This window comes from Rhizobium sp. YJ-22 (assembly GCF_029601685.1).
Classification (GTDB): Bacteria; Pseudomonadota; Alphaproteobacteria; order Rhizobiales; family Rhizobiaceae; genus Metarhizobium.
Genome location: NZ_JARRIR010000024.1, coordinates 24,012 through 37,229 on the forward strand (window position 1 = coordinate 24,012; position 13,218 = coordinate 37,229).

The window sequence follows — 13,218 nt, forward strand, 5'->3', positions numbered from 1 at the left end:
AGATTCTGCCGGCACCTTTTGAGTGTAGGTGCCGATGACGGATATGAGCGCAGAACTTTCGCTATTTTTACAGCCGTTTATCGATCGGTTCGGGCACAGGAAGCGCAGCGCAATGTGTCCGCTTTATATCGCTGGTCTGATCGGTCCCGGAGATCGTAAGAGCATTGAGCCGATGGCCGCACGCCTGGCTCCGGGACAATACGATCGTCTCCATCATTTCATTTCCGATGGTATCTGGGACGACGAACCGCTCAGTCTGGAACTGGCGCGTCAGGCGGATAGGATGCTCGGCGCAGACGATGCATTCCTTGTGATCGATGACACAGCTCTCCCGAAGAAAGGGGAGCATTCCGTCGGCGTCGCCCCGCAATATGCGTCGATGCTGGGTAAGAGAGCGAATTGCCAGACGCTTGTATCGCTGACGCTGGCGCGAGATGAGGATCCCGTGCCAGTGGCTTTGCGGCTATTTCTGCCCGAAAGCTGGACTGGGGATCCATCACGGCTATTGAAGGCCGGCGTGCCCGAGGCGATGCGGGAGCCACGCACCAAGCCTGAGATCGCCCTGGGGGAGATTGACCGCCTGATAGCGGCGGGCCTGCGCTTCGGCGTCGTGCTTGCCGATGCCGGGTATGGCTTGTCGGCTGCATTCCGCCAAGGTTTGAGTGATCGTGGTCTCGTCTGGGCGGTCGGCATCCCCAAGCATCAGAAGGTCTATCCTCATGATGTCGCGCTGATCTTCCCGGTTTCCGGCCATGGTCGGCCGCGCCGGCATCCAATTCCGGATATCCTGTCGGTGGCGGCCGAAACGACCCTGGCGGAGGCGCGATGGAGGACAGTCAGTTGGCGGCGAGGCACGAAGGGCCGTCTGTCGGCGCGGTTTGCCGCAAAACGTATACGTATTGCCGATGGACCTCCACAGCGCATCCTCGATAAGGGCCAACAGCATATGCCCGGCGAAGAGGCTTGGCTGGTCGGTGAGTGGCGCTCAAACGGAGAACGCAAATACTACTTGTCCAATCTGCCTGCTGATACTTTGCCTTCTCGGCGGAAATCTCTGATGCCGGACGCCATTCGCCGGTTGCTTGGTCGTAGACGTAATCGTCGTCGTTCTGCTCGCCCATCGACTGTGTTCCTTTGGGGAATACCTATTTGTCGGTCGTGATGTCAGATGCGTGTCTATCGTGGAATAGCGCCTAGAGCAAATCTGACGGTCCACACCACGCCATCCGCAGGTCGGCAATCCATCGTGGTGGAGCGGAAGCGGCCGAGGCATCAGCGCGCGAGGGTCATCGGTTGATCGGAACAGGTCTGGCGCGCGGCTTGCATGGTTTCCTTTCCGGCTTTGGCATCCGGGGTCAATGCCCCTGACCGTTCTGTCCTTCGCTTTTGTGGCCGTCTGAACCGGCGCCCGTCCGTTTCAAGGCCGCTGTCGCGCCGCGGGGCGGCCGGGCATGCCGCTTGTCGCAAAGCAGGCACGCGGGCTTCGCAGGTCTGGGAGACCCGCTCGCCCGCGCACCGGCTCCGCTCGATCTGGCCCGCCCGGACCCTGAAACGCCCGGCTTGCGCCGGTTCCTTTCGACCGCACCGAAGGACAGGACGGCCAGGGGGTCGAACGCTTCGGGAAAACCGAAAAGGATACCACCATGGCAAAGCCTGCAACCTCTTCCCGTCAAGCCTCCCGCCCCTCCGCGCGCGTCGTCCAGCTCCGCAAGGGCGCCACCATCGAGATGGTCCGCCTGACATGCCCCGACGAAGCGCAGGCGCTCCGGATCGCCGAAAGCTTCGGCACGGCCATCCTCGACAGCGACGGCATCCGCGATATGCACGAACGCCTGATCGTTGAGACCGCAACCGGTCTTGCTGATGGCCTCGGCGAACGGGCGATGCAGATCCATCTCCAGCGGATCGTCGGCGCCTATGTCGGATCGGCGCATGGCGCCGGCCAGTTCTACAGCAAGGCCGTCACCGAAGCGCGCGACGCCACCGCCAAGGGTGCCACTGATGCCCGTGACGAGGATCTCGACGGTCCCGTCGGATATGACAGCGCCGCCCAGCGCAAGCGTGAATTCGCAGCCGACATGGGCATTCAGGCCCATGCGCTGAGGATGGCCGCCGAAGGCGCAGTCGCTGCCTACGAGCAGATCGTCGGAGAGACCTGGAAGCCCTTTGACAGGCCGGTAGACAATCCCGGCGAGAGGCTCGACCGCAAGGCGGCCGCAGCGCAGATGTCGGCCTTCGATTGAGGCCGACCTGGCGGAGCTTCGGCTCCGCCTTCGTCGTGAGGAGGCCACCTCAAGCTGAGGCGGCGATTTTTATGTCACCGTCGGGGTGAAGCTCAACATGAAGACAGAGGGAAGACGAAAAGAGGGCGGGGCGGCATCGCAGCCCCGTCCCGTTCGTCGGCCCTGCAGGAGCCGGCGGCAAGGCGCAACGGCTACGCCGTCCTTCACATGCGTTGCGGCCGTTTCGGTGCGCCTTCCCCCGATCGCTCCTGCTTTCGGCCCTCCGCGACGGGGCCGCGATGGGCGCGGCCTCTTGGAAAACGGAGGTTGGAAAATGAGCAGGAAATCAGAAAGCACGCGCGCCGACATTTACACACGCATCACGGAGCGCATCGTCGCCGATCTGGAGAAGGGCGTGCGTCCTTGGGTGCAGCCCTGGAGCGCCAGCAACCTGTCCGGCCGGGTGAGCCGGCCGCTACGCCATAACGGCCAGCCATACACCGGGCTCAATGTGCTCCTGCTCTGGTCGGAGAGGATTGCCAGCGGCTTCATGTCGGCGACGTGGATGACGCTGCGCCAGGCAAACGAGCTCGGCGCGCATGTGCGCAAGGGCGAGTGCGGCGCGACCGTGGTCTATGCCAGCCGATTCACGAAGACCGAGAAGGACGCGGGTGGCGGCGAAGTCGAGCGCGACATTCCGTTCCTCAAAGCGTACACGGTCTTCAATTGCGATCAAATCGAGGGGCTTCCGGATCACTACTATCGCCGCCCGGAACCGATCGCAGAGCCGCTCGAGCGCATCGACCATGCGGACCGCTTCTTCGGCAATACCGGCGCGGTCATCCGACATGGCGGATCGCAAGCCTTCTATCAACCATCCAGCGACACCATTCAGATGCCGAGTTTCGAGGCGTTCCAGGATGCCGAAAGCTATTACGCCGTCCTGGGTCATGAGGTCACCCATTATGCCGTAAGCCGGATTATGCCGCATGACTTGGAAAGGGCGCTTGCCTGGGGGCCGTTATTGAGTCCGATCGGCATAATATTGGTCATCAGCATCACCAAAATCGTTCGCAGCGGCGAGAAATCGGTACGGAATTGGCCGGTTTTACTGGAACCCTGCCGCCAGCACGGTTATAAACTGGACAGGCGTGTGCTGCGTGCGCTGCGGGTTCCCCCGAAATCGACGGAGACTTCGATCAACTTCCAAACAGGGAGCGTGAACCCATGTCTTCGACAGTTCCAAAGGGCCGCACAAACTCAACTCTGCGCAAGTTCCTCGACAACGAGGCATCCGGTGGCCTGGTGCTCATGGCCGTAGCGTTTATCGCGATTGTCGTCGCAAATTCGCCGTTGGCCGAAACCTATTTCCACTTACTGCATGTCTATATTGGCCCTCTTAGCTTGCAGCACTGGGTCAACGACGCGTTGATGGCGGTGTTCTTCCTGCTGGTCGGCCTGGAGATCAAGCGCGAGATGCTGGATGGACAGCTTTCCAGCTGGAGCCGTCGCATTCTGCCAGGCGCCGGTGCTGCTGCCGGTATGCTCGTGCCCGCCCTCATTTACGTCTGCTTCAACCGGAACGATCCGACGGCATTGCGTGGCTGGGCTATCCCGACGGCGACTGACATCGCCTTCGCGCTCGGAGTCATTTCGCTTTTGGGTTCCCGCGTACCGGCGTCCCTCAAAATCTTTCTGGCGGCACTGGCAATTATCGACGACCTAGGCGCCGTCGTTGTCATCGCCGTCTTCTACACTGCCGACCTCAACCTGATGGCGCTCGCGGGTGCAGGTATCGTGCTGGGCAACCTGGTCATCTTCAATCGCATGAAAGTAACGGCACTCTGGCCGTATCTAGTTTTGGGCGCGGTGCTCTGGGTACTGGTCTTCGCGTCAGGCGTTCACGCGACGCTTGCAGGTGTGATGCTGGCATTGACCATTCCGCTGAAGGTTACACCCGGAACGCCGGAAGCGGCACCTGCAGAGTCTCCGCTGCACCGGCTGGAGCATGCTTTGCACAAGCCGGTCGCTTTCATCGTTGTGCCGATTTTCGGCTTCGCGAATGCAGGTGTGTCATTATCGGGATTGACGCTAGATGTCTTTGCCGAACCACTGACGATGGGCGTGGCGGTCGGCTTGTTCCTCGGCAAGGTTGTCGGCATCTTCGGTATAGTGCTGATACTCGTCAAACTCGGTCTAGCACAGCTTCCGGCGCAGGCAGGCTGGGGCCAGATGGCGGGGACGGCAATGTTGTGCGGCATAGGCTTTACCATGTCGCTGTTCATCGGACTGCTTGCCTTCGACGATCCGAACGTCCAGGACCACGTAAAGATCGGGATTTTGCTCGGTTCGATCGTCTCTGGTGGATTAGGTGCAGCGATGTTGGCAATCAGCGGTCGGCGTTCGTTACGACACCCGGCATGATGTTTGCAGAGGACTGCAGCAGACTATGGTCTCTGCCGCCCTGTCCTCAGCCAGCCATCGGTTTAGCGGTTTGCAACTCGCGGGCCGAGCGGCAAGCTCGACCTCGAATGTCCCCGAGATCAAACGAGGCGCGGCTGCGCAGTAGAGGGCCATTGGCCGCTCTCGTTGCTGAATTCGAACGTGAGTTTTGCCGTCGGCTCTAACCGCACATGGTCGGCGACCTTACGGATAATCGCTGAGAACTTGCCGGCCGGCATGTGTGTCCGACTATCTTCATCGATATCCCACAGTTGGACGAAGATCTCCGACCATGCTTCCGGATTCGCACCGCAGTCGAGTGCCAAAAACTGCCCAGCCTTCACCTCGGTGACGTGATAGCCAGCCCGAACCGGACGGCCCTCATAACTGAAGATGAGCGGGGCATCCGGCGCCACCGCAAGCACATCGAGGAGATGGCCGAGACTGATGTCGGTCGAAACTGACTTGTCGATCGCGTTCATGTGGGTTATCCCTCTATCCAATAGTTCAAGGATTGTTGAAGTATGGATGAACGTCAAGCCCTTTCATCGTTCGCGGCGCTGTCTCAGGAGACGCGCCTTGCCATCGTCCGAGCGTTGGTCGTGGCCGGGCCTGAAGGACTGGCCGCAGGCGTGATCGCCGAGCGCATGGGCGTGTCCGCCACGAATGCCTCGTTCCATTTGAAGGAGCTGGAGCGGTCAGGATTGATCTCGCAGCGAAGGGAATCCCGCTCGATCATCTACACCGCCGGTTACGACACGCTCGCCGATCTCGTCAAATTCCTGATGGAGGATTGCTGCGCTGGTCATCCGGCGATCAGGGAGAACGGCGAGCGCGCCGACGACTGCTGCATCCCGGCCGACAAGAGTGACGTCGTTGCGTAGCTCGAAAATCTCGGCTGGGCTCGTCTCGGCTCTCGGCCTGACGCAGATCATCGGCTACGGCACGCTATATTACAGCTTCAGCATCCTGGCGCCCGGCATGGCGTCGGATCTCGGCTTGTCGCTGGCGGAAGTGTTTGGTGTGTTCTCCGTGTCGCTGTTCATCGGTGGCTTGTCGGCGACCTATATCGGCAAGCAGATGGACCGGATCGGCGCAGCCACGATCATGACGATCGGCTCTGCCCTTGCCGCACTTACGCTCGCCCTTTGCGCCTGGTCACCCTCGATCGCGATCTTCGCCATTGCCATCATCCTGCTCGAAGTCTCGTCCGGCATGGTCCAGTATCAGGCGGCATTCGCGGCGCTGGTCGAGAGCGATCCCCGCACAGCCTCTCGCAGCATCACCTATCTGACGCTGATCGGCGGATTTGCCTCGACGATCTTCTGGCCGATCTCGGCGACGCTCACCGGCTATCTGTCCTGGCGGGAGATCTATCTCGTCTTTGCGGCGCTGAACCTATTCATCTGCATGCCGCTGCACTTCTGGATCCGAAGCCTCGGAAAGAAGGCAGGCGACGCGGCGGTCCGACCGCGCGAGACGGTCATCGGCGCAATCCCGCCACACGCCCGGCGCCGCGCGATGGTGATCGTCTCCTTTGCCTTCGCGCTCTCTGGCTTCACGCTCGCCGCGATCCTTGCCCATATGGTGCCGATGCTGGGATCGATCGGGCTGGGCACGGCCGCCGTCGTGATCGGCTCGCTCTTCGGCCCGGCGCAGGTTCTGAGCCGTCTGATCAACATGGTTTTTGGGAAGAACCTGTCGCCGCCGGGTCTGGCCGTGCTCTCGGCTGTGCTGATCGTCTTCGGCGTCCTGATCCTTCTGATGACGGGCAACTGGCTGCCGGGTGCGGTCGCCTTCGCCATTTGCCTCGGGCTTGGTTCCGGCATCAACAGCATCGCGCAAGGGAGCCTGCCCCTTTACCTGTTCGGATCGGACGGATATGGCGCGATCACCGGCAAGATGGCGGCCGCCCGTCTGGCGGTTGGCGCCGGGGCGCCCTTCGTGTTCGCGGCGGCCATGGAGAATATCGGGCTGAGCTTCGCCCTCGTCGCAAACGCATGCCTCGGAGCGATCAGCATCGCGGCATTCGTCGCGGTGGCCGCCTCCTGCCGGCAGCCTGCCACCGCAACGGCCTGATCCGTCAGATCGACTTCAGCGAGACCCGTTTCTCCAGCTCGGCCGCCTCCTCCTTCCGCTCGCTATATCGGTCGGTGAGGTAGGAAGAAGCATCGCGGGTCATGATGGTGAACTTCACCAGTTCCTCGCAGACATCGACGACGCGGTCATAGTAGGATGACGGCTTCATCCGGCCATCGGTGTCGAATTCCTGAAACGCCTTCGCGACGCTGCTCTGGTTGGGGATGGTGATCATCCTCATCCAGCGGCCGAGGATGCGCAACTGGTTCACAGCGTTGAAGGACTGACTGCCGCCGGAGACTTCCATCACCGCCAGCGTCTTGCCCTGGGTGGGGCGGACGGAGCCGAGCGACAGCGGGATCCAGTCGATCTGAGCCTTCATGATTCCTGTCATCGCGCCGTGGCGCTCCGGGCTGATCCAGACCTGGCCCTCCGACCATTGCGACAGGTCGCGGAGTTCCTGCACCTTGGGATGGCTGACGGGTGCCTCGTCCGGGAGCGGCAATCCCGCAGGATCGAATATCCGCACCTCGCATCCGAGGCGTTCGAGCAGCCGACGGACTTCGAAGGCAAGCAGACGGCTATACGACACTTCCCGGAGCGATCCATAGAGGATCAGGATCCGTGGCTTGTGGGTGGAGAACGCCGGGCGAAGGGATTCTGGCGCAATCGGCTGAAGATGGTCGTCGTGCAGTGCGGGAAATGTCTCAGACAATGCGCTTTCCTTCCTGGTCGAGGACCTGCTCGCCGTCTTCCTTGGTGAACGGTCCTTTGAAGGCGTCTGCTGGCAGGATGTCGAGCACGACCTCCGAAGGGCGGGCCAGCCTGGTGCCGAGCGGCGTAACGACGAGTGGTCGGTTGATCAGGATCGGGGTGGCTATCATCGCGTCCAGCAACTGGTCATCGGTCAGCTCCGGATTGTCGAGGCCGAGTTCCGCATAGGGCGTGCCCTTCTCACGGATCGCTTCGCGGACCGTCAGACCGGCATCTGCGATTATCGTAGAGAGTTGCTCGCGCGATGGCGGGTTCTGCACGTATTCGATGATGGTGGGTTCGATCCCGGCCGCACGGATCAGGGCCAGAGTGTTGCGAGACGTGCCGCAGGCCGGATTGTGGTAGATGGTAGCGTCCATAGTCAGGGTCTTTCGGTGATAGCGTTGTGGGCGACGGCGGGCGATGCCTCGTACCAACCCTTCGAGCGGTTCACGATCCAGACGACCGACAGCATGACGGGCACCTCGATCAGGACGCCGACGACGGTGGCGAGCGCCGCGCCCGACTGAAATCCGAAAAGGCTGATGGCGGCGGCAACCGCGAGCTCAAAGAAGTTGCTGGCGCCGATGAGGGCCGATGGCCCCGCGACGCAATGGCGCTCGCCTGCCATGCGGTTCAGAAGGTAGGCAAGACCGGAGTTCAGATAGACTTGGATCAGGATCGGCACGGCCAGCAATGCGATGACGGCCGGTTGGGCGATGATCTGCTCGCCCTGGAAGGCGAAGAGAAGCACGAGCGTGGCGAGCAATGCGCCAAGCGACATCGGCTGAAGCCTGGCGAGCAAGCTATCGAGCGCGCGGGTGGTTCCATCAGCGGTCAGGCGGCTTCGCAGCACCTGGGCGATGATGACAGGCACGACGATATAGAGTGCAACCGACAAGGCAAGCGTCGCCCAAGGCACAGTGATGGCTGACAGGCCGAGCAGCAAGCCGACGATCGGGGCGAACGCCACGACCATAATCGCGTCGTTCAAGGCAACCTGCGAGAGGGTGAACAGCGGCTCGCCACGTGTCAGGTTCGACCAGACGAAGACCATGGCCGTGCAGGGCGCCGCGGCAAGGATGATCAGGCCCGCGATATAAGCGTCGATCTGGTCTGCCGGCAGATAGGGCCTAAATAGCCAGCCAACGAACAGCCATCCCAGGAGAGCCATCGAAAACGGTTTGATCGCCCAGTTAATGATCAGGGTGACACCGATCCCGCGCCAGTACGACCCGACCTGTGCCAGCGATCGGAAATCAATCTTCAGCAGCATCGGAATGATCATCAACCAAATCAGGATCGCAACGGGGATGTTGACCTTGGCGATCTCGGCGCTACCGATGACCTGGAAGACGCCGGGCATCAGGTGGCCGAGAGCAACGCCAACGGCGATGCAAAAGAAGACCCAGTCAGGTATCGTTCAAATGTTGACATCAGGCGGACTTTCCCTGCGGCGAGGTCGAACCTTCCATCGCGCCGATCTGGCGGAGTTTGGTCTCCAGCGCCAGTCGATCGATGGAGACGAGCGGCAGGTTTACAAATGCGAGGATCCGGTTTTTGAGAAAGCGGGCTGCCTGCGCGAAGGCACGTTGCTTGTCGATGTCGAGGCCGGAGACCACGGCTGGATCTTCGACGCCCCAGTGGGCGGTCATCGGATGGCCGATCCACACGGGGCAGGCCTCGCCGGCCGCGCTGTCGCAAACCGTAAAGATGAAATCCATCTCCGGTGCACCAGGTGCGGCAAACACGTCCCAGCTCTTCGATGAAAGACCGGTCGATGGATAGCCAAGCGTCTCTAGTTCCTTCAGTGCAAGGGGGTTGACCTCACCCTTTGGCTGGCTACCAGCGGAGTATGCCCTGAAGCGGCCGTCGCCCTCTTTGTTAAGGATGGATTCTGCGAGAATAGAGCGAGCGGAATTGCCCGTGCAGAGGAACAGCACGTTGTAGGTCTTGTCAGTCATGGTTCTGGTCCGTGGTTAGCTCGGCGGCTTGATCAGCTTCATGATCGTCGCAGAGGATGGGCAGATTGAGGAAAGCTGTCGGGTGGCCAGCACGGCTGACGGCACGCTGTCGCGAGCGACTTCAACAAACCCGATGCGTGAAAAGAATGCGGTCGCAGTCGTCGTCGCGAGATAGACGTCGCTGCCAAGACCGGCACGGCCTAGTGTCGCCACAACGATATCGAGACCGATGCCTCGGCCGCGATGTGAGGGGAGCACAACTATCGACCTCAGAAGAGCGTCACTGGCACAGCGCTCAATTCCGGAAAAACCGTAAATCTCGCCTTCATTGGAACTGGCCCTGAAGAAGGTGCGTCCTTCATCCTCGATATCGTCTGTTGGCAACGCCGCTTCGACGAGGGTAGCGCGGAGATCCAGATCGCTGCCAGCTATCTCGCTCAGTTGGATCCCGCTCAGCACGGCTTCGCCTCCGGAGCGCAACAGGGAGTCAGCTGAGCGATGAGCGGGGCGCAGAGTTCCGTCGAGCCGCCACAGCAGTCCTTAAGCAGAAACAAGGTAAGATCGCGCAGGCCATCAAGGTCAGCCCGGTAGATTATCGAGCGGCTCTGTCGCTCACTCTTCACAAGCCCGGCGCGTAACAATGTAGCCAGGTGCGCTGACATCGTATTTTGCGGCACGTCGATTAGTCGCGCGAGTTCCCCTGCAGGAACGCCATCCGGTTCGTGCCGTACGAGCAGCCGAAACGTCTCAAGTCGGGTGTTCTGTGCCAAGGCCGCGAGGGCCGATATCGCGCTGCTGCTTTCCATATATCCAGAGTAATGGATATAATATGGTTGTCAATACCGCGACCGCGGCTATCGGATCGCTATCGCGGGCCTATTACATTACAGCAGTTTTGAGGTGAAATTTGTGGCTCCAACAAGAGGAGCGCCAAATGGAACCATTAAACAAAACGATCAATTGCCTCGATTGCTATATTGGCTCATTCGAAGAAAGTCTCTCCGCCAAGAACTACAAGCCGGTAACACTGGAAAATTATCGCCACAACCTGAGGCGTCTTGGCAGGTTGATGGAGATCGAGGGCATCGCACCGTCGGATCTGACCGCGGAACTTGCTTTCGAATTGGGACTGCGATTGCCAATGGCGCCGAAAGCCCAGATCAAGCTTCCCAATCTTGCGAGGCGATTCTTCCAGTACCTGATCGAAATCGGCGTGGCGGAGCGACCACCGCTCACTGCGGCAGAGGCCGAACGCCACGAGCTTCTCGGCAACCTCGAGATCTATCTATTGCGACAACGCGGGCTCAGCCCACGATCTTCTTGGCTCATCGCTTCGGAGATGGTGATCTCGATCTCGGCGCACTGGTCTCCCGCGACGTCGTTGCGTTCATGGAGCATGTTATCGCGCGCAAGACACCTTACCGCGACAAGACGCTATCCACGCATCTGCGTTGCTTCTTCCAGTATTTGTTCGCCCAAGGACTCACCACCTCAAACCTCGCACTCTGCGTACCGAGGGTACACAAGCCGTGGGGCTCGAGACTTCCGCGCTATCTGTCGCCCGATGAAGTGGAGGCCGTTCTGGCATCGGTCGCGACCAATCCGCGGCGGGGCGCCCGCGACCATGCAATGTTGCTCTTGATGGCGAGGCTGGGCATGCGAGCACCCGAGGTTATGGCAGTTCAGCTTGATGACATCGACTGGCGAACCGGGCAGATTCTGGTTCGCGGGAAAGGACAACGCCATGATCGGCTGCCAATCCCGCCAGACGTGGGAGAGGCGATCAGCACGTATTTGCGCGAGGAACGGACTTCAACGACAACGCGGACTCTGTTCGTCAGTCACCGAGCGCCCAACCGTCCGTTTAAGGACAGCCAGATCATCAACTCGATCCTGCGGGAAGCTTTTGCGGCGACCGGAGTGAAGCCACCGACGCCCTATGTAGGAACGCACGTCCTGCGTCATAGTCTTGCGACAAACCTGGTTCGCTCCGGGGCATCGTTGGATGAGATCGGCGATCTGTTGCGGCACAGATCACGCGCGACGACCATGATTTATGCAAAGCTCGACACGGACGGTTTGCGCTCCATTGCACAGCCGTGGCCGATTGCGGAGGCTGCACGATGAGCCTTCTCGATGAACAGCAGCGCTACCTCAGCATCAGACGACGGCTGGGCGCCGATTTGAGCACGGAAGAACGCATCTTGCGTCGCTTCACCACCTTTGCCGACAAGGACGGCGCGGAATATGTCGACACCAGATTGATCATGCGCTGGCTGGAGAGCCTTCCCGCCGCCAGTGCCGGAACACGGGGCGCTCGCTTCCGGGTGGCCCGTCAATTTGCCCTCTGGTTGCACGGGATGGATTCGCGACACGAGGTTCCGCCCCAAGGCTTGGTGCCCGCACATGTCCAGCGGGTGCATCCACACATCTACAGCGACGCCGAAATCTTCGCGATTGTCGAGCGTACCAAAACGTTGCCCTCGGTTTACGGCATGCGCGGGTTGACCTGCTCGACGCTCTTCGGCCTGATTGCCGTGACAGGGCTTCGGATTAACGAGGCCCTGCGTCTCGACCAGGCAGATCTTGATATCGAGACCGGCGTTCTTCGTGTTCGCTTCGGCAAACTTGGCAAGGAACGATTGTTGCCGCTGGATCGAACGGTCGTTCAGCAGCTCGAACGCTACGGCCGTGAGCGGGACAGGTTGTTGGGTCGCAGGTCAGAAGCGATGTTCGTCACGTGCGAGGGCCATCGCCTCGGCGACTGTGGCGCACGCTATAACTTCGCGCTGGTCTGCCAGCAGATCGGTTTGAGGCAGAGACAAAGCCAAAAGCGTCATGGACGCGGGCCGCGCATCCATGACCTTCGCCATACCTTTGCGGTTCGCACGATGCTGAACTGGTATCGTTCCGGCCAGGACGTCGGGCGCGAAATGATCAAGCTCACCACATGGCTTGGTCACGCAAGCCCCGCCAATACCTATTGGTATCTGGAAGCCGTGCCAGAATTGCTGGAATTGGCTTCCGCCCGGATCATGAGTTCGGCGGAGAAAGAGCAATGAAAGCGACAAACTTCCCCGCGCTCATCCAATACTTCTTCACCGACCGGCTCTGCACACAAATGGAGGCAAGCCCACACACCATCGCCGGCTATCGCGACACCTTCCGCCTGCTGGTCCGTTACGCTGGCTCAAGGCATGGAAAACCGCCCACGAAGCTGACGATCGACGATATTGATGCCGATCTTGTCGCCGACTTCCTGACCCACGTCGAGTCGGCGCGCGGTAACACGGCAAGAACGCGCAATACCCGTCTCGCCGCGATCCGCTCATTCTTCCGATACGTCGCAATGGCCGATCCGACCTGGCTTCTCCATTGTCAGCGTATTCTCTCGATGCCGAGCAAGCGATACGTCAAGCGAAGCGTGACGTTCCTCGACGCAGAGGAGATAGCGGCGCTTCTGGCGGCACCAGATCGAACGACATGGGTGGGGCGTCGCGATCATGCCCTGCTCTTACTTGCGCTTCAGACCGGGCTGCGCGCTTCCGAACTCATCAGTTTGCGCTGCAGGGACATAGTCTTCGGCGCTGGCGCCCACATCCGTTGTGTCGGCAAGGGCCGAAAAGAACGCAGCACGCCCCTTCGTCGCGACACGGCAAAGCTGATCCAGGCATGGATTGGGTGCGTATTCCGATGAAGCCGGCCATTGATTCCGAAACGAAGCCGGCCACCCATTCCGATTTCATTCCGGCCAGCAT

13 protein-coding genes and 4 pseudogenes are annotated in these 13,218 nt (G+C 60.7%); 9 read left to right on the forward strand and 8 right to left on the reverse strand.

The annotated features are described in order from the left end of the window. Window positions 1-34 precede the first annotated feature (34 nt). Window positions 35-1,033 (forward strand): annotated as a pseudogene (locus tag P7F60_RS28505) (IS701 family transposase); the annotation flags it as partial. On the opposite strand, the pseudogene P7F60_RS30860 reads toward P7F60_RS28505, so the two are convergent. After that, a pseudogene (locus tag P7F60_RS30860) lies at window positions 1,032-1,121 on the reverse strand (PhnA protein); the annotation flags it as partial. The pseudogenes P7F60_RS28505 and P7F60_RS30860 sit on opposite strands and share 2 nt — an antisense overlap. A gap of 522 nt (window positions 1,122-1,643) precedes the next feature. Here P7F60_RS30860 and P7F60_RS28510 point away from each other — a divergent pair. From P7F60_RS28510 to nhaA, 3 genes are all read left to right on the forward strand, one after another. Further along, window positions 1,644-2,243 carry a hypothetical protein gene (locus P7F60_RS28510; protein WP_277920934.1) on the forward strand — a complete coding sequence of 200 codons (600 nt, stop codon included), beginning with the start codon at window positions 1,644-1,646 and terminating at the stop codon, window positions 2,241-2,243. 313 nt (window positions 2,244-2,556) lie between these two features. Then, window positions 2,557-3,543, forward strand: coding sequence for an ArdC-like ssDNA-binding domain-containing protein (locus tag P7F60_RS28515; RefSeq protein ID WP_277920935.1), 987 nt, complete (start codon window positions 2,557-2,559; stop codon window positions 3,541-3,543). Next, window positions 3,450-4,646, forward strand: coding sequence for a Na+/H+ antiporter NhaA (gene nhaA / locus P7F60_RS28520; protein WP_277920936.1), 1,197 nt, complete (start codon window positions 3,450-3,452; stop codon window positions 4,644-4,646). Before P7F60_RS28515 ends, nhaA begins: the two co-directional genes overlap by 94 nt. Here the strand turns inward: nhaA and P7F60_RS28525 are convergent. Beyond that, a pseudogene (locus P7F60_RS28525) lies at window positions 4,629-5,146 on the reverse strand (DUF6428 family protein). The gene nhaA and the pseudogene P7F60_RS28525 overlap by 18 nt on opposite strands. A gap of 42 nt (window positions 5,147-5,188) precedes the next feature. Between P7F60_RS28525 and P7F60_RS28530 the strand changes: the two are divergent. Continuing rightward, complete coding sequence (locus P7F60_RS28530; RefSeq protein ID WP_277920937.1) at window positions 5,189-5,548, forward strand: metalloregulator ArsR/SmtB family transcription factor; 360 nt, start codon at window positions 5,189-5,191, stop codon at window positions 5,546-5,548. Further along, window positions 5,541-6,743 (forward strand): arsenite efflux MFS transporter ArsK, encoded by a 1,203-nt coding sequence (arsK, locus tag P7F60_RS28535; protein ID WP_113731132.1) that lies wholly within the window; start codon window positions 5,541-5,543, stop codon window positions 6,741-6,743. The genes P7F60_RS28530 and arsK overlap by 8 nt, the downstream gene beginning before the upstream one ends. 4 nt (window positions 6,744-6,747) lie before the next feature. Here the strand turns inward: arsK and arsH are convergent, their stop codons facing one another. From arsH to P7F60_RS28565, 6 genes and pseudogenes are all read right to left on the reverse strand, one after another. Then, window positions 6,748-7,458 carry an arsenical resistance protein ArsH gene (gene arsH, locus P7F60_RS28540; RefSeq protein WP_277920938.1) on the reverse strand — a complete coding sequence of 237 codons (711 nt, stop codon included), beginning with the start codon at window positions 7,456-7,458 and terminating at the stop codon, window positions 6,748-6,750. Beyond that, complete coding sequence (gene arsC / locus P7F60_RS28545) at window positions 7,451-7,876, reverse strand: arsenate reductase (glutaredoxin) (RefSeq protein ID WP_113731134.1); 426 nt, start codon at window positions 7,874-7,876, stop codon at window positions 7,451-7,453. Before arsC ends, arsH begins: the two co-directional genes overlap by 8 nt. Window positions 7,877-7,878: 2 nt before the next feature. Next, window positions 7,879-8,933, reverse strand: a pseudogene (arsB, locus tag P7F60_RS28550) (ACR3 family arsenite efflux transporter). Further along, window positions 8,933-9,460, reverse strand: a complete 528-nt coding sequence (locus P7F60_RS28555) for an arsenate reductase ArsC (RefSeq protein ID WP_113731138.1) — start codon at window positions 9,458-9,460, stop codon at window positions 8,933-8,935. Before P7F60_RS28555 ends, arsB begins: the two are co-directional and overlap by 1 nt. 15 nt (window positions 9,461-9,475) lie before the next feature. Continuing rightward, window positions 9,476-9,919 carry an arsenic resistance N-acetyltransferase ArsN2 gene (gene arsN2, locus P7F60_RS28560; protein WP_113731140.1) on the reverse strand — a complete coding sequence of 148 codons (444 nt, stop codon included), beginning with the start codon at window positions 9,917-9,919 and terminating at the stop codon, window positions 9,476-9,478. Beyond that, complete coding sequence (locus P7F60_RS28565) at window positions 9,913-10,266, reverse strand: helix-turn-helix transcriptional regulator (protein ID WP_113731142.1); 354 nt, start codon at window positions 10,264-10,266, stop codon at window positions 9,913-9,915. The genes arsN2 and P7F60_RS28565 overlap by 7 nt, the downstream gene beginning before the upstream one ends. A 514-nt stretch (window positions 10,267-10,780) precedes the next feature. On the opposite strand from P7F60_RS28565, the gene P7F60_RS28570 reads away from it, so the two are divergent. The 3 genes from P7F60_RS28570 to P7F60_RS28580 are packed head-to-tail and all read left to right on the forward strand — an operon-like array spanning window position 10,781 to window position 13,157. Next, on the forward strand, window positions 10,781-11,587 hold the full coding sequence (locus P7F60_RS28570) for a site-specific integrase (RefSeq protein ID WP_277920939.1): 807 nt from the start codon (window positions 10,781-10,783) through the stop codon (window positions 11,585-11,587). Further along, window positions 11,584-12,522, forward strand: coding sequence for a tyrosine-type recombinase/integrase (locus P7F60_RS28575; protein WP_113731144.1), 939 nt, complete (start codon window positions 11,584-11,586; stop codon window positions 12,520-12,522). The genes P7F60_RS28570 and P7F60_RS28575 overlap by 4 nt, the downstream gene beginning before the upstream one ends. Next, window positions 12,519-13,157, forward strand: a complete 639-nt coding sequence (locus tag P7F60_RS28580; protein WP_277920940.1) for a tyrosine-type recombinase/integrase — start codon at window positions 12,519-12,521, stop codon at window positions 13,155-13,157. The genes P7F60_RS28575 and P7F60_RS28580 overlap by 4 nt, the downstream gene beginning before the upstream one ends. Window positions 13,158-13,218 lie beyond the last annotated feature (61 nt).